We start from the raw sequence: 25807 nt of genomic DNA, 5'->3' as shown, positions 1-25807 counted from the left end.
GCGCCGTCAGCTCCGGATGCCTGGCGCCTCGTGTCCGCTCTGGGCCACATACTCCAGGTATCCGCCGCCGTAGACGCGCGGCCCGTCGGGCAGGAGCTCGAGGACGCGGTTGGACAGCGCGGCGAGGAAGCGGCGATCGTGCGAGACGAACAGCATGGTGCCTTCGAACGAGGCGAGCGCCTCGACGAGCATCTCCTTGGTCGCCATGTCGAGGTGGTTGGTCGGCTCGTCGAGCACCAGGAAATTCGGCGGATCGTAGAGCATGATCGCGAGCACGAGGCGGGCCTTCTCGCCGCCGGACAGCACGCGACACGGCTTGTCGATGTCGTCGCCGGAGAAGCCGAATGCGCCGGCGAGCGTGCGGAGCGAGCCGATGGAGGCCTGGGGGAAGGCAGCGACGATGGACTCCCAGACGGAGCGGGTCGGGTCGAGGAGCTCCATCGCGTGCTGCGCGAAGTACCCCAGCTTGACGCTGGCGCCGACGCTCACCTGGCCGGCGTCCGGCGCGGAGGCCCCGGCGATCAGCTTGAGGAGCGTGGACTTGCCGGCGCCGTTCACGCCCATGACGCACCAGCGCTCGCGGCGGCGGATCAGGAGATCGAACCCGTCGTAGATGGGGCGGTCGCCGAACGACTTCTTGACCCCGTCGAGCCGCGCCACGTCGTCGCCCGAGCGCGGGGCCGGCTTGAACTCGAAGCGGATGGTCCTCCGCCGCTTCGGCGGCTCGACCTTGTCGATCTTCTCGAGCTTCTTCACGCGCGACTGGACCTGCGCCGCCTTGGCGGCCTGCGCCTTGAAGCGCTCGATGAAGCGCATCTCCTTCGCGAGCATCGCCTGCTGGCGCTCGTACTGCGCCTCCGCCTGCTGCTCGTTGATGGCCCGCTGCTGCTCGTAAAACTCGTAATTGCCCGAGTAGCTGGTGAGCTCGCCGCCGTCGATCTCGATGATCTTGGTGACGATGCGGTTCATGAACTCGCGATCGTGCGAGGTCATGACGAGCGCCCCTGGATACTGCTTCAGGTACCCTTCGAGCCAGATGATCGACTCGATGTCGAGGTGGTTGGTCGGCTCGTCGAGCAGGAGCGCGTCGGGCCGCATGAGGAGGATGCGCGCGAGCGCCACGCGCATCTTCCAGCCGCCCGAGAGGGCGCCCACGTCGCCATCCATCATGGCCTGGCTGAAGCCGAGGCCGGCGAGGATCTCGCGCGCCTTGGCGTCGAGCGCGTAGCCGCCGAGCTCTTCGTAGCGGGCCTGCGCCTGGCCGAAGCGCTCGATCAGGCTTTCCATCTCGTCCATGCGCTCGGGGTCGGCGAGCGCGGCCTCGAGCTCGCGGAGCTCCGCCGCGACGACGGAGACCGGGCCGGCGCCGTCCATGGTCTCGGCGACGGCGCTCCTGCCCTTCATCTCGCCGACATCCTGGCTGAAGTAGCCGATGGTGACGCCGCGGTCGATCGCGACCTGGCCGCCGTCGGGCGCCTCTTCCTTGGTGATCATCCGGAAGATCGTCGTCTTGCCGGAGCCGTTCGGCCCCACCAGGCCGACCTTCTCGCCGCGGTTCACCGCCGCGGAGGCCTCGAGGAAGAGGATCTGCTTACCGTGCTGCTTGCTGATGGAATCGAGGCGGATCACGAGGGGCGCTGCCGCGGAGAGGCGGCTCCTTTCCGCGCACGTATACCAGACGGCCCGTCGCGCGACGTGGCAATTTTTCCGCCGCAAGGTGGTGACCACACCGGCGGCTGGCCTGTGATACATCCACGTCGTACGCACCTTGGGATGGAGAACTTTGCTTATGAGAGCTCGATTTTCTCTGCTGGTATGCGGAATCTTGGCTGCGGCCGCGAGCGGCTGTGGTGACGGCGCCGATTCTCCCGGATTTTCCTCGGAAGGGGGCGGCGATCCGGGCGGCTCCACCGGGGGCCAGGATGCCGCGAGCAGCAGCGGCGGCGCGGGCGCGAGCGGCGCGGGCGCGAGCGGCGCGGGCACGAGCGGCGCGGGCACGAGCGGGGCGACGACGGCGAGCGGGGCGACGACGGCGAGCGGGGCAGGCGGCGAGGGCGGCGGCGGGTCCGGAGGGGGCGGGCCCGGGGCGGGGAGCGGCGGGGGCGGCGGGGGCGGCGACCTGCGGATCTGCCCGGGAGGGCCGTATGCGGCCGATCCGCTGCCGGCGAACCGCAGGGCGGAGCGGGTGCGCGGCGGGTTCGACTACGTCGAGGGGCCGGTCTGGGTTGCCGAGCTCGGCGCGCTGTTCTTCTCGGACATTCACCGCTTCCAGCAGAACCAGCCGCCGCTCAACGGCCCGCCGGCGACCCTGCGCCGGTTCACGCCTCCGGGCTCGTTCGACGTGTTCATCGAGAACAGCTCGACGAACGGCCTCGCCCTGTCCACGGATGGGAACCTGATCGCGTGCACCCACGACACGCGCGGCATCTCCGCCTTCGACCTCGGCACGAAGTCGCGGCGCCCTGTGGCCGAGGGCTACCAGGGCAAGCGGTTCAACTCGCCGAACGACGTCGCCGTGCGGGCCGACGGCAACGTCTATTTCAGCGATCCGGAGTTCCAGCTCACCGGCTGGCCGGAGCTGCCGACGGCGGTGTACCGCGTGTCGCCGTCCGGCGAGGTGAGCGTCGTGGGCACGATGAACGAGCCGAACGGCGTCGCGCTCTCGCCCGACGGGCGCGTCCTCTATGCCACCGAGTTCAGCATCGGCCGGATCCGGCGATATCCGCTGGACGAAGGCGGCGCGCCCGGCCCCTCCTCCGATTTCGCCTCGAACCTCGCGAAGGCCGACGGCATGGGCGTCGACTGCGCGGGCAACCTCTACGTCGGGTGGATGGGCGGCGTCGAGGTCCTCGCGCCGAACGGCGCCAGGCTCGGCACGATCGAGGGGATGATCGAGGCGTCGAACGTCGCGTTCGGCGGGGCCGATCGGAAGACGCTCTACATCACGGCGGGCGACTCGCTCTATTCGATACAGATGAACATCCCCGGCTATCCCTACTGAGGGCGCGGCCCGCCGGGCGGATCCATCCGATTCGACGCGAGGCGCAGGGCGCAAAGCAGCGGAGAAGGAGCGGCGGGCCTTGCCACCTCGCGCGCGCGAGGGCAAAGGGCCCGCATGAGCAAGGTCCAGATCCTCTCGTATTCCGGGTGCAGCACCTGCAAGAAGGCCTTGAAGTGGCTCGGCGAGCGCGGCGTCGACGTCGCCGTGCGGCCCATCGTCGACGAGCCGCCGACGGCCGAGGAGCTCGCCCGATGGATCCCGGCCAGCGGGCTCCCGGTGCGCCGGTGGCTCAACACGAGCGGGCAGAGCTACCGCGCCCTCGGCAAGGCGCGGGTGGACGCCGCGAGCGACGCGGAGGTCGCGCGGTGGCTCACCGAGGACGGGAAGCTCGTCAAGCGGCCCGTGCTGGTGAAGGGGAGCCGGGTGCTGGTGGGCTTTCGTGAGGACGACTACGCCGCGCTGTTCGGCTGAGGCCGCATGGAGGCTGGCTACGTCGCTCCCCTGATGTGGGGGCCGCTCCCTCGATCTGCGTCGTCGCGCAGCGGAATCGCCGGCGCCCGGCGCCCGGCGCCCGGCGGGCGCGGGGGGGGGCAGGAGGCGGAGCGGCGACAGCCGCGTGCCTCGGCCATGTTCACCGTTCATTCGGGCAAGAAATCATCCTATCTTCGCCTATGAAAACCTCGGGACGACCATGAAAACGAAGATGTTGCGGGCTCTCGTTCGGTGCACCGGCGAATGTGCCATCGCGATGCTAGGGCTCGGATGTGCGCAGATCTTCGGCTTCGACAAGGACTACCAGGTCGATGGCGGGGCCTACGGGGGCGGCGGCGCAGGCGGCGGCGACGGAGGGAGCGCAGCCGCGGGCGGCGGCGCGGTCACGGGCAGCGGCGCAGGAGGCGCAGCCACGAGCAGCGGGTCGGGGGGCGCGGCCACGGGCGGCGGCGCAGCGGGCGCAGGCGGCGGGGATCCGTGCAAGGTCTTCGAGGCGATGCCGGGGGAGATTCTCGACCTGTCGCTGATCGACGACATGGAAGATCAAGACCTCTCGATCCCCACGGGGGACGGCGCGAACCCTCGGGCAGGGCTCTGGTTCAAGGACAACGACCTGTCACCGGAGGGGATCCACGAGCCTGAGAACGAGCTCGACCTGATGAGCACCGTTGATCCTCCGCGCGGCGATAGCCTCGTGGCCGTGCACACCAGCGCCAACGACGGCTTCCGCGACTGGGGAGCCGGCGTCGCCTTCTTTCTGGACAACGATGACTTCTACGACGCCTCCGAGTACCGTGGCATCACCTTCTGGGCTCGCGCCGGGGACAGCTCTGCCGGGAGGATGAAGGTGATGTTCGTCGATCGGCAGACCCGTCACACGGGGGGCATCTGCGATCTCGAGGCGGATGGATGCTACGACCATTTCCACCAGTACGTCGTGCTGGCGGATGACTGGAAGCACTTCAAGCTTCCAGCGGCGTGCCTCAAGCAGGCAGGGTTCGGTGATCGGTTCGACGCGCCCGCCATGGACCAGCTCTGGGGCTTCTATTTCTTCTTCGATCCGGGGCAGGCGTTCGATGTCTGGATCGACGACGTCGCCTTCTACCGGTAGGCGCAGGGAGGGCGCCTCAGGGCGCCGAGGTGAAGCGGCCTTGCCGGACCTGGGTCAGCTCGAACGAGCTCTCCGGGTCCAGGGTCTTGTCCGTCGTGCCGCCGCGCGTGCGGCTGATCACGACGTCCACATCGCAGCTCTCGGGCTCCTGCGAGCTCGTCGCTTCCAGCTTGCCCGCGTCGATGGTGTACGTCCCGGGATCGCCCCCGACATCGAACGTCTTGGAGAAGATGCATTTGCCGTCCACGTGGATCACCATGTCGTCGCCCGACCCGCTCGGCGCCCACGTGACCGTGAGGTCCTCGCCGCGCGGGACCGGATCCTTGGGCAGCGCCTCGAGGTCGAACGGGTCGGGGAGCGTCCCGGCGTTGTTCGGCGCGTCGTCGTCGTCCTCGCGGTCCAGCTGCACCGTGAACTCGGTGCCTCCCTCCCCGACGTTGAAGTGGGCCACGTAGACACCGGGGTCCTCGGAGGACATCTCGACCTCCTTGCCGTCCGCCGTTGCCGAGATCCGGTCTCCCGTGCTCAGGATGATGTAGGTGTTGCTCTCGTCGCCGCCCGCCTTGAGGGTGGCCTTCACGCTCGTCGACGACGCGCTCTCGGCGGTCGCCTCCAGCGTCGCCGAGATCCCTCCGGTGCGGATCTGCTTCGAGTCGAGCGTCTCCGTGCAGCCCGCGAGCAGCCCGGAGGCCGCGAGCCCGCACATGGCCATCGTGGTCTTGGTGACCATGAATTGTCCTTTCCTCATCGCCATACCTTCCCGCCCGGGCGCGCCGGACTGTAGTTTTTTATTGATACTACACCGGATCGTGTCCATCGTGTCCACCGACGAAGCGCACGTTTTCGACGAATCGGGGAGATCCCGACGTGGATTCCCCTGCATCGATGCCGCAACCCGGGTGCAAGCGGGGTGCAAGGTGACGTGAGCCCGGCGCGTCCGCGCGGCGCGCCGACATGCACAGCGTGATGGGGCGCCGCGGGCGTGGCGTTACGGGCGGGTCGCGCCGGCGGCGACGGGCGGGGGCGGGCTCACCACCGGCTCTGGACCGCGACGCCGCCGCCGCTCGGCCCGGCGAGCAGCGACCAGCTGACCGTCCCGGCCTGCAGGCGGGGCGCGGCGCTGGCTTGCGGGCCGGACGGGGACGGCTCCGTCAGGAAGAGCAGCACCGCCGCGCCCGCGAGCGCCGCCCCGGCGCTGAAGCCGATCGTGCTCACCGCCCCCAGGTCCTTCGCGCGGTCGCCGGCGGCCTTCGCGACGGCGGTGTCGCATTCCGCCACGCCGGGGCCGACGTCCTTGCAATCCTTGTCCGCGCGGCTGCTCTCGTTGAGCGCCATCCATCCGGTCACCGAGCCGACGATCAGCCCGCTCAGGGCGAGCCCGCCCGCCACGTACGCCAGGACGCGCTGGCCGCTGGGCCCGGACCCCTGCGGGGCCCCCGCGGCGCCCTTCGCGCCGTTCGCGGGCGGCGCGCCGAGCGGGTCGGCCGGCCGAGACGCCGGCTTGTCGGGCGGAGGCGCCTCGAGGGGGAGCTTCACCTCGAGCGCGATCGTCTTCGCGTCGGACTTGTCGATCGTGAACCGCACCTCGTGCAGCGGCCCCCCCGGCGCCCTCGTCGTCACGACGTGCTCTCCCGGGTTGACGGGGAGCGGAATGCCGAGGGCAGGCCCCGCGAGGGTGATGCCGTCGCGCTGCACGACCGTGCCCGCGGGCGCGTCGTCCGGCAGCGACAGCGTGAGTTGCGGGACGAGCGGCGCGAGCGTGTCGCGCTGCTCGATCGCGACCTTGTAGCGCTCGATCTGCTGGAGCTTATCGGCCTCCGACATGCGGGAATACAGCGCCAGAAAGTCGTTGTAGCGCGCAACGGCGGTGGCGATGCGCCCCCACTGGGCCTCGCACTCGGCGAGCGTGAACAGCCGACCTGCGCGAGGATCGAGCCGATAGCTCTCGGCGAGGGCAGGGCAACCCCTCGAATGCCGGCCCGCCAGCATGTCCGCGAGACCGCGGTTGAAGAGCGACTCGGCGACGGCCACGGCGTCGGGTTGCGCGCTCGCCGGAGCGGTGAGCGCGATGCTCAGCAATCCGCTCACTAGAGGCGCAGACCAGGCGAAGCGCATCGGTGAATGCAGGAGATACCACTCCTGGTATCGCCGCAGGCAAGAAAACAGCGCTCCGCTGTCGCCGCGTCAGCGCGGGCGCTGCGTCAGTCCGCCGAGTAGAGCGATTCCCGGGGCTTGGCCGAGGAGGACGTCGGCGGCGTCGGCGTGCGCGCCGCGCTGGACGACGGCGCTGCGCTGGAAAGCGGCGCTGCGCTGGAAGGCGGCGCTGCGCTGGAAGGTGGCGCTGCGCTGGACGACGGCGCTGCGCTGGACGGCGGCGCTGCGCTGGAAGGCGTGGCGCCGCGAGGGTGCGGCGCCGCGCGAGGCGGCGGGAGCGCGTCGTTCGCGCTCGCGGACGCTGCCGCGGCGACGGGCGCCACGTCGCCGTCCTCGTGCGGCGCGGGCGTCGCGGGCGCCGCGAGATCTGGCGCTGCGGGCGGTCCGGAGGCCTCGCGGAGAGCGGGCACCGGCACGGCCGATGGGAAGGGCGGCGTGGAGATCGGCGGGGCGGGTGCCGCCAGGGCCGCCGGCGCGTCGGCCGCGCCGGCGCCACCCGGAGCAAAGCGCGCGCCCCCGCCCAGCGAGGCGAAGGCGATGGCGCCGCCGCCGATCAGGGCGACGGCCGCGATCGCGACCGTGGACCAGCTCCGCGGCGACGTGGCGGCGACCCTCGTCTCCAGGCCCGTGTTGGAGGACTGGGCGGGCGCCGGCACCGATGAAGCGGGCCCCTGGTATGCACGCGGGAGCGGCGTGTCCACCACGGACAGGCGCGACGACTTCGCCGGCGCGGGCGCGATGTCGAAGACCTCGGCGAGCGCCTCGACCGCGGCGAATGCGGTCGGAAAGCGCGCCTCGGGGTCGCGCGCCGTCGCCTTCGCGAACCACGCGTCGAAGGCCGGGGGCAGCTCCACCCCGTCGGCCGCCGCGCGCGCGCACGCGGGCTCCTGCGGGCCGTACATCGCGATCACCGCGAACGCGAGCGTGTTGCTGAACTCCCGCATGTCGTTGAGCCAGTAGGCCTTGCCGACGAGGAGCGTGTACGCGATCATGCCGAGCGCGAAGAGGTCGGCGGCCTTCGAGATGGACGCGCCGCTGAACTGCTCAGGCGCCATGTAGAGCGGCGTCCCGAGGGCCGCGGTCGTCGCCGAGTCGAGCGAGGTCTCCGCGACGAGCTTGGCAATGCCGAAATCGAGCACCTTGATGCGGAACTCGTCGTCGTCGCCGAACGCCGCCAGGAACAGGTTCGCCGGCTTGAGATCGCGGTGGACGACCCCGGCGGCGTGCGTCTTGTCGAGGGCGATCGCCGTCTGGCGCAGGTAGGCGACGGCCTCTTCCGGCGACAGGCGCCCGAGGCGGCGGATGCGCTTGCTGAGCTCCTCGCCGCGGAGCAGCTCCATGACCAGGAACGGCATCCCGGTCTCCGGGTCGATACCGGCGTCGAACACCTCGACGATGTGCTCGGTGGCGATGCGGGCGGCGACCCGCGCCTCGAGCTTGAACCGGGCGTGGAACTCGGGGTTCTCGGCGAGGTGCGGGTGCATCACCTTGAGCGCTCGACGGCGCTCCGTCTCGATGTGCACGACCTCGTAGACCGCGCCCATCGCTCCGGTCGCGATGCAGCGCACGACGCGGTACCTCCCTGCAAACAGCCTCCCCTCGATGAAGTTCAGCGACATGGGGTCCACCGCGTCGATCGAGCTTACACCATGAGGTCGGACGGCTGCATCCAGGAATGATCGTCGCATGTCCGCCTACAGCGCTCGCCCGGTGTAGGCCGCGCTGGCGCGATCCGTGCGCTCTCGTCGTCGTGTCGCCGCCGTGTCGCCGTGTCGCCGTGTCGCCGTTGAGTTGCGCCGCTTGCCCAGCTCGATCTCGGCATGGCCGAGCTCCACGCCCACCAGCTCAGTTACGATGCCGTGGAAGAATTCGAAGTCTGGAGCGACGTCTCCTGCTATCGAATCGACGCGGCTCACGCCGCCGACGTCCCGCCGGGCGCCGGCGCCGCTTCGCCAGGGCAGGGCAGCGCCTCCGGCGGCGGCAGACCCGCCTCAGAGCACGAGCACCGCGAGCAGGCGGGGCCCGTGGAACAGGTCGAAGCCGCCGATGTCGATCTTGCGGCCGACCGTGTAGGTCGTCTCGTCTCCGCGCCTCGTCGCGTGGATGCTGGACACGATGCCCTGGCCGACCGCCTCGACGTTGTAGGACAGCTCGGTCAACAGGCGGAGCCGGCTGAGGTACGACGTCAGCCGGAGCCGGAGCCCCACGGACAGGTTGCCGGAGAGCGCGATCATCGTCGCCTCGTCGACCTCGCGCGGGCCGCCCGGGACCGCGAGATCCGCCGGGAAGGCGTAGCGCACCGGTCCGGCGCCGCCGTAGAGGCCGAGGTCGCCGAACGGCGCGAGCCGCGGCCACTCGCCGTTGCCCATCCGCAGGCTGAAGCCGCCCTGGTAGAAGCGCGATGTCACGCTCTGAGCAGGGCTCTGCCGCTCGAAGACGTAAACATCGCCGGTGCCCGGCTCCCGCTCGCGGAGCGCATAGAAGATGCGCGGGAGCTTGTAATCCATGTACCGGAAGCCGAGGAGCAGCTCCTCGAGGTAGAGATCGTCCGCGGCCTCCGGGAAGAGCTTCGTCACGTCGAAGCCGACGTCGATCTGGCGGACCAGGAGCTGGAACGGCGCGCTCGCCACGGCGCCTGCGTCGCGCCCGGTCGCCGGATCGACGGCGAGCTCGGTGACGTTCCCCGAGGTGAACCGCGCGATCTTGAGGCTCGTGCTGATGCCGACGAGGTCGGCGCCGATGTCGAAGACGTCGCTCGCGAAGCCGTTCAGGCCGATCAGCTTCCCGAGCGAGCTGTCGTACGCGATGTCGCCCCCCGACGAGAACAGCCGGTCCGTCTTGAACCCGGCGTTGAGGCGCGCGGCGTTGCGCACGTGCTCGAAATCGTACGTGAGCAGCGCGCGGCCGCCGACCATGAACACGGGATCGACGTCGTAGGCGAGCCGCCGCGTCCTGCCCCGGTAATCGTTGATGCCGCCCGAGGAGCTCGGGCTCGCGAGCTGGTGGAAGAAGAGGAGCTCGACGTCGCTCTTCAGCTGGAGGTGGACGGCGTCGAGGCTGATCGCCCTGCCCTGCTCGAGCAGGCTCTCCTGCATCTCGAAGCCCGCCGTGTCCTCGAGCGGCGTCCGCGCCGGCACGGCGAGCGCCTCGGCGCAGGCGGAGAGCGCCTCGCGCTGCTCCTCGAGGACCCTGGAGAGCGCCTCCGCGCGCGCCGCCGTGGCCCCGTAGCCCGGCTCGCCGCGCGCGACGCGCCGGGCCTGCTTCACGACGTACGGCGCCACGGCGAGCGCCTCGGTGTGCATCCGCAGGAGGAACGACGTGACGCGGAGGGCGTCGCGCGCGATGGTCGCGGCGGGCTCCTGCCCCGCGCTCGCCGCGCGGAGCTCGGCGGCCGCGGCCGCGATGTCCCGTTGCGCTCCGGCGAGCGCCCGCCGCCGCGCGGCGACCCTCCCCTTGGCGGCGGCGATCTCGGGCGTGTCGGGCGCGCCGAGGGGCCTTCCGGCCGACAGCCGCTCGACGCTCCGCTCCTCGGCGGCGAGCGCCCGCGCGTGCTCCGCGAGCGCCTGCCACGCGGCCGGCAGGCGGCCCGCGGCGCTGGAGGCGGGCGGGGGCGCCGCGGGCGGGGGCGCCGCGGGCGGGGGCGCCGTAGGAACGAGCGCCGCGAGCGCCGCCAGCGCGTCGAAGAGCCGCGCGAACGCGGGCGGCGCCGGCCGAGGCGCCGCCGCGCGGGCGAGCGCCTCGTCGAGCTTCACGCGGTAGAGCTTGGCGAGCGGGACCTCGTGCTCCCCGTCGTACGGCGCGGCTTCCTCGAAGCGCTCGCGGAGCCGCTCGCCCTCGTCGTCGTCGAGCCGGAGCGCCGCGACCCACGCGTCGCCCGGGGAGTAGGGGGTGTTCGCGAGGACCTCGTCCGCCAGCCAGACCGCGCGCTCCAGATCGGCCGCGCGGTCGTCGACGATCGCGCGGCGGGCGTCCTCGTTGGCGAAGGCGCGCGCCGCGCGGACGTTGTACGTGGCGGGGACGCACGCCGAGGCCGCGGCCGCGGCGAGGAGGAGGCCTACGAGCGCCGGGCCCGGTCGCACCGGCGCGAGCCTACCACGGCGCGCGAGCGCGCCTCCACGCCGGCCGCGCGGGGCGAGGCGCGCGCGAGGCGCCTCCACGCCGGCCGCGCGGGGCGAGGCGCGCGCGAGGCGCCTCCACGCCGGCCGCGCGGGGCGAGGCGCGCGCCGCCTCCGCGCGTCGCCGGCGTGGCTGGCGTGGCTGGCGTGCAGGCGCGGCGTCCGTTCACGAGCGCACTGGACGCCGCGCCGCCGGCCTGCTCAGAATGCGCGGCCGTGGCTGCCAGCCGACCCAACGAGATTGACGGCGCGCGGGCCGAGGCCTTGCTGAGCCGCTCGATCCGCGCAAGACAGCGCAAGACAGCGGTCGCTGACGGAGCATGAGCAACGCGTGAAGGAGAAGAACCGGGATGAATGATGCCACATCCAGCTGCGACATCGGCATGATCGGGCTGGCCGTCATGGGCGAGAACGTCGCGCTCAACATGGCCGACCACGGGTTCAAGGTGGCCGTGTACAACCGCACGGTGCAGGTCGCGAAGGACTTCGTCGCGAGGAACCCGAGCACCCCCGGCGGCCTGGTCTACTGCGAGACGCTGAAGGACTTCGTCCGCGCCCTGAAGAAGCCGCGCAAGGCGGTGATCCTGGTCAAGGCCGGTCCGCCGGTGGACATGGTGGTCAAGCAGCTCATCGAGGCGGGCGTCGAGCCGGACGATATCGTCGTCGATCTGGGCAACTCGCTCTGGACGGACACCATCCGTCGGGAGCAGGAGTACGCGCAGCAGTGCAAGTTCTTCGGCTCGGGCGTGTCGGGCGGCGAGGTGGGGGCGCGCTTCGGCCCCTCGCTGATGCCGGGCGGCGATCCCGAGTCCTGGAAGCACCTGGAGCCGATCTGGCGTGCGATCGCCGCCAAGGTCGACCCTGCGACCGGCAAGCCGATCGAGGGCGCGGCCCCTGGCAAGCCGGTGGAGGGCGGCGTCCCCTGCACCGCGTACATCGGGCCGAACGGCGCGGGCCATTACGTGAAGATGGTCCACAACGGCATCGAGTACATCGACATGCAGCTCATCTGCGAGGCGTACACGCTCCTCGACGGGCTGCTCGGGCTGTCGAAGGACGAGATGTCGCGGGTGTTCGCCGAGTGGAACAGCGGCGATCTCGACTCGTACCTCATCCAGATCACCGCGGATATCCTCCAGCAGAAGGACCCTGTCCAGAAGGACAAGCCGTTCGTCGATTTCGTCCTCGACACGGCGGGGCAGAAGGGCACCGGCAAGTGGACGAGCGGCAATGCGCTCGACATGGGCATCCCCGCGAACGCCATCGCCGAGGCGGTGTTTGCCCGTTGCCTCTCGGCGCTCAAGGACGAGCGCGTCGAGGCCTCGAAGCACCTCTCGGGGCCCACGCCGGTGCCGGTCAAGGATCGGCAGGGGACGATCACGGCGATCCGCGACGCCCTGTATTGCTCGAAGATCTGCGCCTACGCTCAGGGGTTCCAGCTCATGGCCGCCGCCCAGGCGGAGTACAAGTGGAAGCTTGATTTCGGCACGATCGCGAGCATCTGGCGCGGCGGATGCATCATCCGCGCGCGGTTCCTCCAGAAGATCACGGAGGCGTACACGCGCAATCCTGGCCTGACGAATCTCCTGCTCGACCCGTACTTCAACGATCAGATCAAGCTGGGGCAGGCCAACTGGCGCAAGGTGGTCTCGATCGCCGCGCAGAACGGCGTCTGGGCGCCGGCGTTCATGTCGGCCCTGTCGTATTACGACGGCTACCGCGCGGCCCACCTGCCCGCGAACCTCCTGCAGGCGCAGCGCGACTACTTCGGCGCCCACACCTACGAGCGCACGGATCAGCCGCGCGGCAAGTTCTTCCACCTCGACTGGCCCCACCCCTCCCGTCCTCAGCTCGAGATCAAGGGGACCGGCGGCGGCCACTGACCGCCCCCGCGACCGCATCCTGATGGCGCAGGCCTGAGCGGGGCCGGCCAGGCCGCCGGCCCGGCGAGGCCTCGCCTCAGGTGAGGCTGATCCGCGGCCGCAGGTTCCGCTCGCGCAGGAACGGCTCGAGGTCGTCCATGATGTCGAGCTGCACCCCCGCCAGGCTCATCGCCGCCGCGATCGTCTGGATCCCCATGCGCCCCAGCTTGTTCATCTCGGGCGGCGGGCGGACCACGATGTGCTCGATCCGGTCGCGCACGCTGAGCCCCCACTGCGTCAGGATCACGCGCGCCTCGGTCTCGTAGCGCACCATGAGCGCCATGTCGTAGATGAAGTACGCCCGCTCCCCCGGGCGCATCACGCCCACGAGCTTCTGGTACGCGTCGACCGAGATGAACCGCGCCAGCTCGCCCGTCGCCGCCGTCTCCCGCAGGAGCTGCACGACCATGCCCGCCGGCTGCGTGATCCACACGCCGACGCTCCCGCTGTCGTCGAGCAGGTGCGGCTGCCTTCGGAACGCAAATCTGCGGTTCGACGGGAGCATCTCTCTAATGACAATAGCCATTCCGGCTACCGGGGCCCGCCCGCGACGACCGGAGGCGCCCCGCCCGCCCATCCGGCCCGGCAACGCCGAAGCATGCTGCTGTTCCACACATCACCGGCCGAGCTCCTTCCTCGGGGTCAACGCTGCGCCATGGTGGTCCTAAACGGCGAATACGGCCAGAAATGTGCGATTCTGCCGCTTCAGGCCGCCTGTGGCAACGTCGCGCTGCCGCGCCGGACGCCACCGCGATCCCTTGCGGAAACTTCCTGGAAACACTGGAGAACGGCGGCTTCGCGCGGCCGCCGCTCAGCCCTGGCACGGCCTGCCCCGGCGCGCCCTGCGCCGGCCGGGACACGCCGAGCGGGGGCGACGCGCGCGGCCGATCAGGCGAACAGCGCGGCGCAGGCCGACCCGATCAGGTTGACGTGCTCGAGCCGGGCGATCCGCGGCTCGACGCGCGCGCCGAGGAGGCCGCGCAGCGTCTCCTGCACCCGCGGCGCGTAGCGCGGATCGCCCCAGAAGAGGCTGCCCTCCGCCAGGACGCCGACCCCCGGGGGGCTCTCGAGCACGTCGGCGACCGCCGCGAGCGCCGCCGCCACGAGGTCGGCCGAGCGCTGCAGCAGGTCGCCGGCGACCCGCCGCGCGTCCCCCGTGCCCTCGTCGCGGAGCCGCACCAGGTCCGCCGAGCTGGTCAGCGGGGCGTGGTCCGGGCACAGCCGCGCGAAGAGCCGCGGCAGGTAGGCCCCGGACACCGCCTTCTCGAAGCGCTGCGCCCCCGGGTTCTCCGAGCTCGCGTCGACCTCCGCGTCGAAGGGCTGGAGGTGCGGAGGGTTGAAGTTGCCGTTCTCGAGGTTGACCGCCATCGGCGCGACGAAGTGCCCCGTCTTGAGCTTCGGGATCCGACCGGCGGGGAGGAACGTGGCCATGTTGGTCCCCGTCCCCACGATGAGGCCGATGAACGCCGCGGGCGAGGCCCCGCCGTGCGCGAACGCGCCGCCGAGCAGGCTCGCCACCGTGTCGTTCAGCACCCGGACCGGGCCGGGCCGGAGCTTCCGCGCGGCGAGCGCCCGGCCGAGCCGCTCGCCCACGCACGTGCCCTCGACCCCCGCGACCTGGACGCCCTTGGTCCAGCGGAGCAGCCGCGCGTCGAGCGACGGCAGCGTCTCCGACGGATACGAGAAGCAGTAGCCCACCGGCAGGCCCTGCACGGCGCCGAGGCGCTCGACCAGCTCCGCCTGCACATCGAAGAAGGCGTCGCCCGCGACCTCGGGCCCGCCCGGGAACTTCGCCGGCGCGGGCCCGGCGACGATGCGCGACACGCCGCCCGGCTGGAGCTCCACGATCGCGGCGCGCAGGTTCGTGCCGCCGGCGTCGACCACCACGGCGCGGCCGGTCATCCCCTCCGGCGGCGGCGCGAGGTAGGCGGGGAGCGCGGCGATCTCGGTGCCGGGCGTGGAGAGGCCGAAGACGATGCGGGCCGCGAGGGTGCGGCGAATGTCCTGGAGCTCGGTGAGCGAGAGCTTCATCAGGGAAATGCTTACCCTCTGGCTCCTGAGAAGGAAATAACTTTGCACGTCCGGCCGCGAGCGTGCTTGGCGCCGGCCCCGCTCGGACGGCAGATGTCCAGCGCGCCGCCGCCCGCGATTGCGCTCTGCGTCACCTGGAGGACGTGGCCGAAGAGCGGTTATCGTCCACACCGAAGACGACCGGATAGACCACCGTGGCGACGCTCTTCCGATCCGTGGCGGAGGGGAATCGGAGGCCGCGGAAGACGTCGAGCACGCAGCCGACGACCTTGGGGTCGCGGAGCGGCGGGGCGGGCGAGGACGGCGCCGCCGCGCCGGGCGAAGGGAGCGCGATGAGGAGGGGCGCGTCGGCGGGCGGGTGGTCGGCGTCACCCGCGTACGTCACCTTGCCCTGGCCGTCGACGACGAGGTGCACGGGTATCCGCCCTTCGAGCTTTGGATTCGCGCGAACGCCCTTTTCATAGCAGGCGCGCATGGCGCCGAAGTTCTCCTGGACGACGCGCCGCACGACGTGCGGCGGGATGTGGGCTTTGCCCTTGATCGGCTCATAGGGGTTGCTCTTGCAACGGCCGGCGATGCCCCGCACGACCTTCGCGCCCTTGTCGAGCTCCCGCTCCAGCCCGGCGCGCGCGGCGCCCGCCTTCTTCGGGGTGCGGTCGTTGAGGATGAGCGACGCCCGCAGCTTGCGGACCGCGGTGCTCGTCCGGGCGAAGCTCTCCTGGATGTCCCTGGCCTCGCGGGCGAGCTCCGGATCGGCGGCGCGGACCGCGGCGGCGCCGGCCCACAGGTCGAGCCGATCCGCGATCCGCAGCAGCACCTCGGGGGGCGTGCTCAGGTCGGACTCCCGGAGGACCTCGATCATCCGCGAGGCCTTCTGCACCTCGGGGCCGAGCGCCTTGCAATCGGCCTCGATCGAGCGCGCGGCGCGCTCCTTCGAGGGCGAGGGGACGGGGGCGCGCTCCTTCGCGGCCTCGGGCGCGGCGTCGCGGGCGAGCCGACTCCCGGGCGAGCGCAGCGCAGCGCGCTCCTTCTCTACCGGCGACGGCAGGAGAGCCTCCTCGGGCGACGGCAGGAGGGCCTCCTCGGGCGACGGCAGGAGGGCCTCCTCGGGCGGGGGCAGGGCGGCGCGCGCCTCTCGGATCGAGCCCTCCGGGACCGCGATCGGGGCAGCGCTCCGGAGGTGCGCGGGATCGGCGTCGGTCGCTGGCTCTCTCTGCGACGCCACCCCGCAGCCCAGCAGGGCATGAGCTCCGACGAGGACGAGCAACGCGCTTCGCATCGGTTCCTCCGAGGTCCGTCCGACGTACGGTCCGCCGTTTTGATACAGTACACCGGTCCGAGCAACCGCCGCACGCGAAACGGCGGCGCCCTTCCGGAAGGTGCGACAGGCGGGGCAGAGGGCCCTCACGCGCTCACCCTCGCGAGGCCGCCCGCTCGCGAGGCCGCCCGCTCGCGAGGCCGCCCGCTCGCGAGGCCGCCCGCTCGCGAGGCCGCCCGCTCGCGAGGCCGCCCGCGTCGGAGCGCGCGGCTCAGTACGGCGAGGAGGGCGTCCGGTCCACCTTGTCGGCGTCGACGGCGGGGGCCTTGGACGAGGCGGCCTTGTCGGCGTCGACGGCCGGGGCCTTGGACGAGGCGGCGATGAGCTCACGAATGCTGCGCTCCAGCTGCTCTATCCTGATCGGCTTGCTCAGGAACATCGCGTTCTCCACCTGACGGAGGCTCTCTCGGATCGCCGGATCGCGCGTGCCGGTGAGCAGGATGATCGGGAGGTCGTCGCGGATCTTCCGCAAGTTGGAGACCAGCGTCAATCCATTGATGTCGGGCAAGTAATAATCCGTGACCAGGACGTCGGCCTGCATGATGAGCGCCCGGTTCTCGAGGGCATTCCTGCCGTTGAGGAAGCAGTGCACGCGATGGCCGTCGAGCGAGAGGATGTCCTGCCATCCTTCACACAGCTCCTCGCTGTCCTCGACGATGATGATGTTCAGGAGCATGCTCCCACCACCAATCCGACCTGCGTGTCGATGTTCACGCCGGGCATTCACGACGGATTAGCAGCTCGTGCGGCAGACGTCGAGGATTCCAAAATCCCGCGTCGTGTCCCGCTCGAAGCGCTGGCCGGCTCCGGCGCGGCTTCGGCGCTCTGGGCGAGGTCGGAAGTAAGGCACTGCCTTACATGAGAACATGTAGTCCGGGCGAGATCGCCGGGGTTCAAGCCGATTCGACCGGCCGTGGGGACGAGGCCAGCGCGGCGTCCGGCAACGCCGTGAGCCCGCGGGACCCCAGGCGAGCGTCTGGCCGGCGGGCGGGCTCACACCTGCCGCTGGGGCAGCTCCAGCTCGAAGCACGTATTCTTGTGCTCCGTCACGAGCCGCAGGTCGCCTCTGTGGTGCTGCGCGATGTTCCGCGAGAGGCTGAGGCCGAGGCCGGTGCCGTGCTCCTCCTTCTTCGTCGTGAAGAACGGGGTCATGATCTTCTCCGCGAGCGCGGGATCGATCCCCTTGCCGCTGTCGATCACGCGAACGTGGACCCTGCCGTCCGACGGGCGCGCCTCGATCCGGATCCATCGCTCCCGGAGCGCCGCGATGGCTTCGACGGCGTTGTTGATCAGGTTGATGAGGATCTGGATGATCTGGACGGGGTAGCAGTCGATGACGAGCTCCTCCCGCGGCAGATCGAAGCTCAGCTGGACGCTCGCCTGCTGGAGCCGGAAGCCGCTGACGCGGACGGCTTCCCGGATGAGCTCCTGGACGTTGTGAGGGCGGAGCTTCTCGGACTCCATCCGGGTGATGGACCGGAGGCCGGAGATCACGTTGGTGATGTTCTCGACCATGCCGTCGATCTCGGTCGCGACGCGGGCGAGGCGCTCCTTCTCCAGCTGCCCCCGCTCCGCGAGCCGCTTCAGGAGATCGGTCTTCGTGGTGATCACGTTGAGCGGCGTGTTGATCTCATGGGAGATCCCGGCCGCGACCTCGCCGAGCGACGCGAGCTTGCTGAACCTCGAGAGCTCCTCCTGCTGGGAGAGGATGAGCCGCTGCGCCTGGACCCGCTGCGTGATATCGAAGATGAGGAGGATGAGATAGCCCGGCTCCTCGCCGCCGAAGCTGACCGTGGCCGTCCTGAGCTCGATCCAGAGCTCGCCGCCCGTCCGCTCCGCCAGGTTGATGGTGAACGACGCGAGCGGCTTCTGGCGGGCCGCCTCCGAGACATCGGCGATGCGCGGCGACTCCGCGCCGCGGAGGACGAGGCCGAGCAGCTCGTCGAGCGCGAGGCCGTGGAGCTCGGGCTCGCCCGTGCCGACCTTGTCGGCGAACTCGTTCGAGGCGAAGGTCACCCGGTAGCGCCCCTGGTCCGACTCGAGGATCGCGAGGCCGGCGTTCGACGCGGAGACGACCTTCTTGAAGACCTTGAGGTGCTGCTCCTGGAGCACCCGCTCCGTGATGTCGAGCGCGATGGCGCAGACAGACTGGGCGGTGCGCCGGTCGTCGAGCAGGGGGAACTTCGATGAGAGCCAGTAGCGGAGCTTGCCGCCCACATGCAGGCTCTCCTCCAGCCACATGGGCGACCGGCTCTTCAGCACCTCGAAATCGCGCTCCCGCAGCGCGCTGCCGGCCTTCGGGCCGAACAGCTCCTCGTCGGTCTTCCCCAGCACGTCCTTCTCGGAGCGCCCGAGGACGTCGCAGAAGCGCTGGTTGACGTAGACGTAGGCGCCGATCGAGTCCTTCATGGTCACGAGCGCCGGCGTGTTGTCGAGGATGGCGGAGAGCCGCTCCTTGCTGACCCTGCTCTGGGTGAGCGCGTGCACGAGCTCGGTGTTGTCGACGAAGCTCACGACGGCCCCGTCCACCTCGCCCTTCGAGCCCGCGATGAGCTGGATGCGCGCCTCGAAGTGCCGGTCGAGGACCTCGATCTGGAGCCTCATGGGCCGCCGCTCGCGCAGGCTCTCGACGACGAGATCGAGGACGGCCTCGACGCTCAGGTGCGCGAGGGCGGCGCGGAGATGCTGGCCGCGGTCCACCTCCGAGATGCGGAACAGGTGGCGAGACGCGGGGTTGTAGTCGGTGAGGCGGAGGTTCTTGTCGACGACGAGGAGGGGATAGGCGATCGCGTTCTGGATCGCGACGAGCCGCTGGTTGAGCGTCATGAGCTCGGACGACTTGACGTTGATCTCCTGGTTCAGCGTCGTCAGCTCCTCGTTCGCCGACTGGAGCTCCTCGTTCGTGGTCTCCAGCTCCTCGTTGGTGGACTGGAGCTCCTCGTTGGAGGACTGGAGCTCCTCGTTGAGGGCCTGGAGCTCCTCGCTCGCGGTGTCGTGCTCCTCGATGATGGTCTGGAGGTGCTCCCGCGCCGCCGCGAGCTCCTGCTCGAGCCGCCGGATCTGCTCCTCCGGCGCGAGGCGGGAGCCGCTCGCGGGAGCCCTCGCGGGGCGGGGCGGGTCGTGCGCTTGGCTGAAGCAGACGATGAACTCGGTCCCGCCGTCGGACGGGAGCGGCACGACGGTGAGCTGGAGCTTCTTCTCTTCGCGGTCGACGACGAACGTGTGCCGGTGGTCGCCCTTCGCGGCGTGGCCCGACCGCTCGGCCCGGTGGAGCAGCGCGGAGAGCTCGATCGCCACGTCGGACGGGAGCAGCTTCTGGATCGAGACGGTGGGCTCGCCCTTCGGGAAGTTCAGGTACCGGTTGGCGCTCCCGAAGACGTGCCGCACCCGGTGGTCGTCGTCGACCAGGACCGAGTCCGGCGCGAAGCCGTTCACCATGGCGGTGAAGAGGTCCATCGCCGTGGTGGACTGGCGATCCTTCGTGATGAGCGCGCTCTCGCGGTTGAACTCCTGCCGAGAGTACGACCGCGGGAGATCGCCCTTCTTGCCGGACCGGGCGAAGATCTTCGCGTTCTTGTCCGTGAGCTCGAACAGGTCGCTCACGGTCGTCGCCGACTCGGACTTGCCGAGGAACAGGGCGCCCTGGTCGTCCATCGCGAAATGGAACGTCTTGAGCGTGTGCTCCTGCAGGTGGGGGTTAAAGTAGATGAGGACGTTGCGGCACGAGACGAGATCCAGCTTGAGAAACGGCGGATCCTGGGCGACGTCGTGGCGCGCGAAGACGATGGCGTCGCGGACGTAGTCCTTGATCCTGAACCACTGGTCCTGCTCGTCGAAGTACCTGGACCGCAGCTTGGAGGGGATGTCGGCGACCGAGGCCTTCTGATAGAGCCCCTTGCGCGCGACGGACATCGCCTGCTCGTCGATGTCCGTCGCGAAGATCTGGACGTTGAGCTGCTTGTTCGCCGTCGCGAGCGCCTCGAACACGAGGATGGCGATCGAGTACGCCTCTTCGCCCGTGGCGCAGCCGACGACCCAGGCGCGGAAGCTGTCGCCGGTGCGCTTCTTGTCGATCCGCTCTGCGATGGAGGCCGCGAGGGCCTTGAACGAGGCCTCGTCGCGGAAGAACGACGTCACCGAGATCAGGACGTCCTGGAAGAGGAGCCTGCCCTCCTCGGGGCGCGCGCGGAGGTAGTCGGCGTAGGCCTCGAGCGACTCGCAGCGCGTGGCGATGACGCGCCGCTCGATCCGCCGGCGGACGGTGGTCTGCTTGTACTGGGCGAAGTTGACCCGGCTCGCCTTCTCCAGGAAGGTGAGGATGCTGTGATACGGGTCCTGCTGGCTCAGGCTGAGCTGCCGGAGCGAGGCGTCCGGCTGGTCGGAGCGGCCGGCGAGCTCGTTGAACTTGCTGAGCCGATTGGCCATCTCCTCCAGGCCGAGCTCGAGGTCGACGGCGCCGGTCTGCTTCGCGGCGCGCGGCATCCCGTCGTACTTGGCCGACTCGGGGGTCTGGCAGATGGTGACCCCGCCGGCGGCCTTGATGGCGCGGACGCCCTGCGCGCCGTCCGACCCGGTGCCCGAGAGGACGACGCCGATGGCGTTCTCGCCGTAGTGCTCGGCGATCGACTTGAAGAACAGGTCGACCGAGGGCTTCGGACCGACCTTTGTCTCGGGCTGCCGCAGGAGGAGGACTTGGCCGTCGACCACCACGTCTGCGTTGGGCGGGGTCACGTAGACCGTGTTCGCGCAGAGGACCTCGCCCTCGGAGACCTCTTTGACGCTCAGGGTGGTGGAGTGGCTGATGATCTCGACGAGCCGACTCCGGTGTTGCGGCGCGAGGTGCTGCACGATGACCAGGCTCATCCGATCGGCGGCCTTCAGGCCGCCAATCAGGATCCGGAGCGCCTCGAGGCCCCCCGCGGAGGAGCCGATCCCGACGACGTAGGTGGGGCCAGCCTGGGCGAGCTGCTCGTGGGCGGGCAGGGCCCCGGCGCTCTGGGCGACGGGGCCGGGCGTACGACCCTCCAGCTTCGGTGCGACCTGCGCAGTCGCTGGCTTCTTGTTCCTGCTGGATGGCCGCCTGGCGCGGCTGCTGTTCTTCGTTCTCATGGAGACAACAGATCGCGAGGGCGCTGGATCGTGAGGGTACCGGATGCGGGCGTAGGGAGCCATCCGATACCACGCTGCCCGGGCCGGCGCAGGGGGCCGCGCGCGGTCGCGCGCCCGCGAGGCGCCTCGCTCGGCAGCGCCGCTGCGCGGGGATCGCGCGCCGGGCGAGCGCAGGGAGTGCCGCGCGGGCCGGGGATCGTGCAGGATGCAGGGGGCCTCACGCGGACGGACGCAAGGGGCGGTCGAGAGTGGACAACGTGAACAAGCGCGAGAAGAACGGCCGCGGCGGGGGCGGGAATGACGAGCACAACAAGGGCGGGGGCGAGCTCGCCGAGGCGGCGCGCGCGCTCGAGCGCGAGCTCATCCGCTTCGAGGAGCTCGCAGAGTCGGCGCGGCGGCTGTCCTTGGACACACGCAAGGGGATCGAGCGCGCGGCGAAGTCGACGACCGAGGCCGCGGAGGCGCAGCAGCGCGTGAGCGTGGCGCTCGGGTCGCTGATCGCGGCGATCGCCGCGGCGCGGGATCGCCACGAGGCGACGGCGACGGCGCTGGCCGCGCGGGGGGAAGAGATCAAGCGGCGTGCGGAGCAGCTCGGGGAGCTGTTTCAGCGCTTCGCGGCGCTCGGCGAGGAGGGGCGGAACATCAACCAGCTGGTCCAGGAGGCGGCGGCGCGCCAGCGCGAGGCGACGAGCCCCGAGCAGATCGCGGAGGTGGTGGCGGCCATGGACGAGGTCGAGGGGCGCATGGGGCGCCTCGCCGACGAGGCGCGCGAGCTGGCTCAGGCGGCGACGGCGGCGGGGATCGTGGACCTCGCGGAGCAGGCGGACGGAATGCGGCAGCAGGTGACCGCGATGCGGAACAAGGTGGGGCTCCTGAGAAAGGGGCTGGTCGCGCGGCTCTCGGGGGCAGGGGGGACGCGGCCGAATTAGAGCGGCGGTCACCCGCTTCGGATACGGGCCCATCTCGACGTTTTCGGTGCTCAGCGCACCGGAGTGCGCTTCCGCGCCGAAAACGCCGAGCTGGACCCGTCTCCTGTGCGGGTGAGCGCCGCTCTGTAACGCATGTACGAGAGACGGGCGAAAACCGCTCTAGATCGACGGGGTGCGACAGAGCGTGAAGTAGTGATCGAGCGCCTTCTCTCCCTTGAAGGCGGCGCCGACGGATACGTCCTTGGAGACTCGACGCATGAAGTCGCGCGTTCCGTTGTATACAAAGGCCTGGAGGCCTTTGCTGTTGGGGACGACCTGGGGCCAGCCGTCGGGCACGGGGCCGTCCGGGACCTGGAAGTAGTCGATCACCACCGCGCCGCGCTCCTGCCAGGCCAGATTGCCGGCGGTCGGGACCGCGACGAAGAAGCCAGGGCCGATCCAGGAGCGCGTGAGACCCTCGTTGTAACCAAAGAGCCGGGCGCTGCCGTCCTCGGGGCGGGCAAAACGCTTCTCGAAGAAGCGGAACGGCGACGGGAGAGGAAGACTGTTCCTGCCCTGGTGATGAACCGCGACACGGCGCGAGATGCCGTCCGGGACGAAGAAGTCGAGCGTGATCGGGGGGGAGTGGCTCGCGGCGGCGTAGAGCGACCGCTGATCCGCGCGGGTCGTGGTCGAGAGGGCGCGGAGACGCTCGTCGTGCGTCAGGCCATCGAGGTACTCCGCGAGGCGAGCGACCGGGGCGTTCTGGCGAAGAAGGTGGATGAGCTCCGACATGGGCAGAGGAGCATAGCAGCGTCCGCTTTCGACGCAGGCGGCCAGCCTCGCCTCGACGCGAGGCTGGCCGCAGGAGACGCGTCGCGGGGCGCGAAGCCTCAGCGGCAGTCGGCTGGAGAACGCAGCAAGGCGGCGGCGCGATCGGTCAAGTCCGCGCCGTCGAGGGCGGCGGCGAAGCGGCGGAACGCCTGCTCGTCACCGCCCATCAACGCGAACGCCGCACAGACGGCGCCGGGGTGGACCGAGCGGGCCGCGGGCGCGCGAAGCACCCGAGTCAGGCCCCTGAGCGCCGCCTCGTTGCCAGCCGGCGTGGGCGCGGCAGAGGCCACCACGGCGCGGAGATCCGCGGCGAGGACGTCGGAGACGTCGGTCACGCCGAGCACGCCAGCGAAGAAGTCGCGCCACGCGGGGAGGGCGGCCTGGTCGAGCCCCTCCAGGTACGTCGCGAGGTGCCGGATCGCGAGGACGCGCGCGCGCACCGAGCCCGACGCGAGCGCGACCGGTCCCCACGTGCGGAGCGCCGCGTCGGGCGACAACCTGAACTTGGAGAGGTACTGGAGCCGCGCGTCGGAGACGCCGCCGCACGCGAGCCCGCCCCGCAAGAGGGCCCAGTCCTCGGCGAACAGCTCCTCGGGCGAGACGACGGCGCTGCACGCCGCGTAGCTGTCGACGTAGTCGAGCCCGTAGCTGTGCGGGGCGCCGGCGAGGAGGCCGGCGAGCACGCTCGACCACGCGCCGCGGACCTCGGCGTCGAGGCCCGGCGCGCTCGCGGCGTCGCACGCCGCGGCGAGCGCCACGGCGCGGGCCGCCTCGCCGTCGAGGTCCTCCAGGAAGATCTCGAATTGCTCGGGCGCGAGCCCCGCGGGCAGGCCGCCCTGGAGCGCGGCGAGCTGGTGCGCGCCGCCGACGTCGAGGAAGCGCGAGACCGCCTCGGGAGCCGACGGCACGCGGCGCGGAGCGAGCGCCGCGGCGTAGGCCTCGAGATCGCGCTCGGTGCCGAGGAAGGCCCACTCGGGGTGGCGATCCTGCGGATCGACGACGAGGAGCTCGGAGGGGCGCGCGGGCGCGACCTCGACGCGCTCGCCGGGCGCGAGCGCCTGCACGCGGGTGACGCCGTCCTCGGAGACCCAGGCGAGCTCCAGCGGGGCGACGAGCGCGCCCTCCGGGTCGCGCAGCGTGACGAACGCCCCGCCCGACGGCGCGGGCTCGACGGCGAGCGTCGGGAGCGCCTTGGCCGAGACCGCGCGCCGCGCGCGGGCGAGCGCCTCCGGGCCGAGCGCCGGCGCGAAGGCGTCGAGGAGCTCGTCCGTGCCGATCGTCCCGAAGCGGCGCTCCGCGAGCACGCCGCGGAGCGCCGACCAGAAGGCGTCCTCGCCGGTGAGGCTGCGGATCTGGGTGAGCAGCCAGGCCGCGCGGTCGTAGGGGCCGCTCGTGTACTTCTCGTCCGGCGCGAGCGACGGGTCGCGGACGGCGTCGCCCGCGCGGGGGCCGAGCTCGTCGCCGTTCAGCGTGCCCGCGCCGCTCTCGTCCGTGTAGGCGCGGACGCCCTCCTGCTGGAGCAGCGTCGCCATGCCCTCCTTGATCCAGAGGTCGTCCCACGTCGCCACCGTCACCAGATCGCCGAACCACTGGTGCGCGAGCTCGTGCGTCGTGAGCAGGAGATCCGAGGCGAGCGCGGGCTCGGTGCTCCGCTCCTCGCGCTGGAAGCTGATGCTCGCGTGCTCGACCCCGCCCACCGAGAAGTCCGGCAGGAGCACGAGCGCGTACTTCTCGAACGGGTACGGCCCGAGCAGCTCCTCGAAGCGGCCGATCGCGCGCGCGATCTCGTCCAGCATCTTGCGGTGATCGCCGGGCAGCCCGCGGCGGTGCCAGACCGCGATGGGGAGGTCCCCCTTCGCGCCGCGCTCGACCTCGAAATCGCCGATCGCGAACGCCATGAGGTAGGGCGGCAGCGGGTAGGCGGTCTCGTAGCGGACGAGGCGGCCCGAGGCGCCGAGATCCTCGTCGCCGACGAGATCGCCGTTCGCGATCAGCGACTCGGCGCCGTCGACGCGCATGGCGACCGAGAACACCGCCCGGTCCGAGGGCGCGTCGTGGCACGGCATCCACCGCGACGCCCCGAGCGGCTCCGAGATCGTGTACACCGCGCGCACGGCGACCGGATCGCCCTCGCGCGCCGGCACCGCGCGGAGCGCGTCGCCGGAGAGCGCCTCGTAGTCGATCTCGAGCGCGATCGGCTCGCCGCGCGCCGCCTCGGGCACGCTCGAGAGATCGACCGCGAGCGCCTCGCGCGCCGGATCGATCGCGTGCGGGAGCGCGCCGCCGTCCTTGCGACGGACCTCCTTCACCTCGGCGACGGCGCTGTCGAGCACGACGACCCGCGGGCCGTCGCCGGTGATCGACAGCGTGAGGCCCAGCGTCGCGACGAGGCGGCCCCGCTCCCAGTCGAACTCGCCCCGGAGATCGTACCGCTCGACGTCGAACGCGCTCCCCTCGAGCGGCGCCGGGTCTTCCCCCGAGCACGCCGCGGCGAGCGATCCAAGCAGCAGGCAGGCCACCCGGAACGCTCCGGGGCGGTGTTTCTGGACAGTGCAGTGCATCCGGTCTCCCTCGATCGAATGAGGAGCTTCCCCTCGCCGGGCCGACGCTAGAGCCCGGCATTCGAGCCCGAGCCGGCGCAGCGACGCGTAACTGACCGCGGGACAGTTACAGAACCCGGGCCCGTGGCCAAGCGAAGGCGACGCCCCGGAGAACGGCGGCGAGAGGCCCGGCGCTGAAAAAACAGGCGCTCGGTCGCGCGCGCCACGAGCGCGGCGCGCGGGCCGCCGGCGCAGGCGAGCGCGGCGCGCGC

At 71.2% G+C, this 25807-nt stretch carries 18 protein-coding genes; 5 read left to right on the top strand and 13 right to left on the bottom strand.

Going from position 1 to position 25807, the window contains the following annotated elements; genetic code table 11:
• Positions 1-6: 6 nt before the first annotated feature.
• A complete protein-coding gene (gene abc-f, locus WMF20_RS35300) occupies positions 7-1629 on the bottom strand; it encodes a ribosomal protection-like ABC-F family protein (protein ID WP_437606200.1) in 1623 nt (540 codons plus the stop codon).
• A 196-nt stretch (positions 1630-1825) separates the two neighbouring features.
• Between abc-f and WMF20_RS35295 the strand changes: the two genes are divergently transcribed.
• From WMF20_RS35295 to WMF20_RS35285, 3 genes are all read left to right on the top strand, one after another.
• The gene (locus WMF20_RS35295) at positions 1826-3001 is read left to right on the top strand and encodes an SMP-30/gluconolactonase/LRE family protein (protein ID WP_437606199.1); all 1176 of its coding nucleotides are present in this window, start codon (positions 1826-1828) and stop codon (positions 2999-3001) included.
• Positions 3002-3115: 114 nt separating this feature from the next.
• Positions 3116-3472, top strand: a complete 357-nt coding sequence (locus WMF20_RS35290; RefSeq protein ID WP_020739063.1) for an arsenate reductase family protein — start codon at positions 3116-3118, stop codon at positions 3470-3472.
• Positions 3473-3749: 277 nt separating this feature from the next.
• Positions 3750-4604, top strand: a complete 855-nt coding sequence (locus WMF20_RS35285; protein WP_437606198.1) for a hypothetical protein — start codon at positions 3750-3752, stop codon at positions 4602-4604.
• A 16-nt stretch (positions 4605-4620) separates the two neighbouring features.
• Here WMF20_RS35285 and WMF20_RS35280 read toward each other — a convergent pair whose 3' ends face one another.
• The 5 genes from WMF20_RS35280 to WMF20_RS35260 form a co-directional block, all read right to left on the bottom strand.
• Positions 4621-5334 (bottom strand): hypothetical protein, encoded by a 714-nt coding sequence (locus WMF20_RS35280; protein WP_437606197.1) that lies wholly within the window; start codon positions 5332-5334, stop codon positions 4621-4623.
• Positions 5335-5633: 299 nt separating this feature from the next.
• On the bottom strand, positions 5634-6692 hold the full coding sequence (locus WMF20_RS35275; RefSeq protein WP_437606196.1) for a hypothetical protein: 1059 nt from the start codon (positions 6690-6692) through the stop codon (positions 5634-5636).
• Positions 6693-6805: 113 nt separating this feature from the next.
• Entirely contained in the window at positions 6806-8377 is a 1572-nt protein-coding gene (locus WMF20_RS35270) for a serine/threonine-protein kinase (RefSeq protein WP_437606195.1), read from the bottom strand.
• 75 nt (positions 8378-8452) lie between these two features.
• The gene (locus WMF20_RS35265) at positions 8453-8674 is read right to left on the bottom strand and encodes a hypothetical protein (protein ID WP_437606194.1); all 222 of its coding nucleotides are present in this window, start codon (positions 8672-8674) and stop codon (positions 8453-8455) included.
• Positions 8675-8749: 75 nt separating this feature from the next.
• The gene (locus WMF20_RS35260; protein WP_437606193.1) at positions 8750-10837 is read right to left on the bottom strand and encodes a hypothetical protein; all 2088 of its coding nucleotides are present in this window, start codon (positions 10835-10837) and stop codon (positions 8750-8752) included.
• 386 nt (positions 10838-11223) lie between these two features.
• On the opposite strand from WMF20_RS35260, the gene gndA reads away from it, so the two are divergent.
• Complete coding sequence (gndA, locus tag WMF20_RS35255) at positions 11224-12756, top strand: NADP-dependent phosphogluconate dehydrogenase (RefSeq protein ID WP_129578449.1); 1533 nt, start codon at positions 11224-11226, stop codon at positions 12754-12756.
• 76 nt (positions 12757-12832) lie between these two features.
• Here gndA and WMF20_RS35250 read toward each other — a convergent pair whose 3' ends face one another.
• From WMF20_RS35250 to WMF20_RS35230, 5 genes are all read right to left on the bottom strand, one after another.
• On the bottom strand, positions 12833-13321 hold the full coding sequence (locus WMF20_RS35250) for a hypothetical protein (protein ID WP_165374357.1): 489 nt from the start codon (positions 13319-13321) through the stop codon (positions 12833-12835).
• Between the two features lie 362 nt (positions 13322-13683).
• Positions 13684-14826 carry a hypothetical protein gene (locus WMF20_RS35245; protein WP_129578447.1) on the bottom strand — a complete coding sequence of 381 codons (1143 nt, stop codon included), beginning with the start codon at positions 14824-14826 and terminating at the stop codon, positions 13684-13686.
• Between the two features lie 130 nt (positions 14827-14956).
• Entirely contained in the window at positions 14957-16105 is a 1149-nt protein-coding gene (locus WMF20_RS35240; RefSeq protein WP_437606191.1) for a hypothetical protein, read from the bottom strand.
• Positions 16106-16355: 250 nt separating this feature from the next.
• Positions 16356-16820 carry a response regulator gene (locus tag WMF20_RS35235; RefSeq protein WP_437606190.1) on the bottom strand — a complete coding sequence of 155 codons (465 nt, stop codon included), beginning with the start codon at positions 16818-16820 and terminating at the stop codon, positions 16356-16358.
• Positions 16821-17137: 317 nt separating this feature from the next.
• Complete coding sequence (locus WMF20_RS35230; protein ID WP_437606189.1) at positions 17138-21253, bottom strand: chemotaxis protein CheB; 4116 nt, start codon at positions 21251-21253, stop codon at positions 17138-17140.
• Between the two features lie 257 nt (positions 21254-21510).
• Between WMF20_RS35230 and WMF20_RS35225 the strand changes: the two genes are divergently transcribed.
• Positions 21511-22182: a hypothetical protein gene (locus tag WMF20_RS35225; RefSeq protein WP_437606188.1), complete on the top strand. Its 672-nt coding sequence runs from the start codon at positions 21511-21513 to the stop codon at positions 22180-22182.
• A gap of 159 nt (positions 22183-22341) precedes the next feature.
• Here the strand turns inward: WMF20_RS35225 and WMF20_RS35220 are convergent, their stop codons facing one another.
• Both WMF20_RS35220 and WMF20_RS35215 read right to left on the bottom strand, forming a co-directional pair.
• On the bottom strand, positions 22342-22956 hold the full coding sequence (locus tag WMF20_RS35220) for a hypothetical protein (protein WP_129578442.1): 615 nt from the start codon (positions 22954-22956) through the stop codon (positions 22342-22344).
• A 98-nt stretch (positions 22957-23054) separates the two neighbouring features.
• Positions 23055-25556, bottom strand: coding sequence for a M1 family metallopeptidase (locus WMF20_RS35215; RefSeq protein ID WP_437606187.1), 2502 nt, complete (start codon positions 25554-25556; stop codon positions 23055-23057).
• Between the last annotated feature and the right edge of the window lie 251 nt (positions 25557-25807).

Origin of the sequence: Sorangium sp. So ce834, from assembly GCF_051521425.1 — a bacterium.
Lineage (GTDB): Bacteria > Myxococcota_A > Polyangia > Polyangiales > Polyangiaceae > Sorangium > Sorangium cellulosum_D.
Note: the sequence above shows the minus strand (reverse complement) of the source record. Positions and strands in the feature narration are given on the sequence as shown.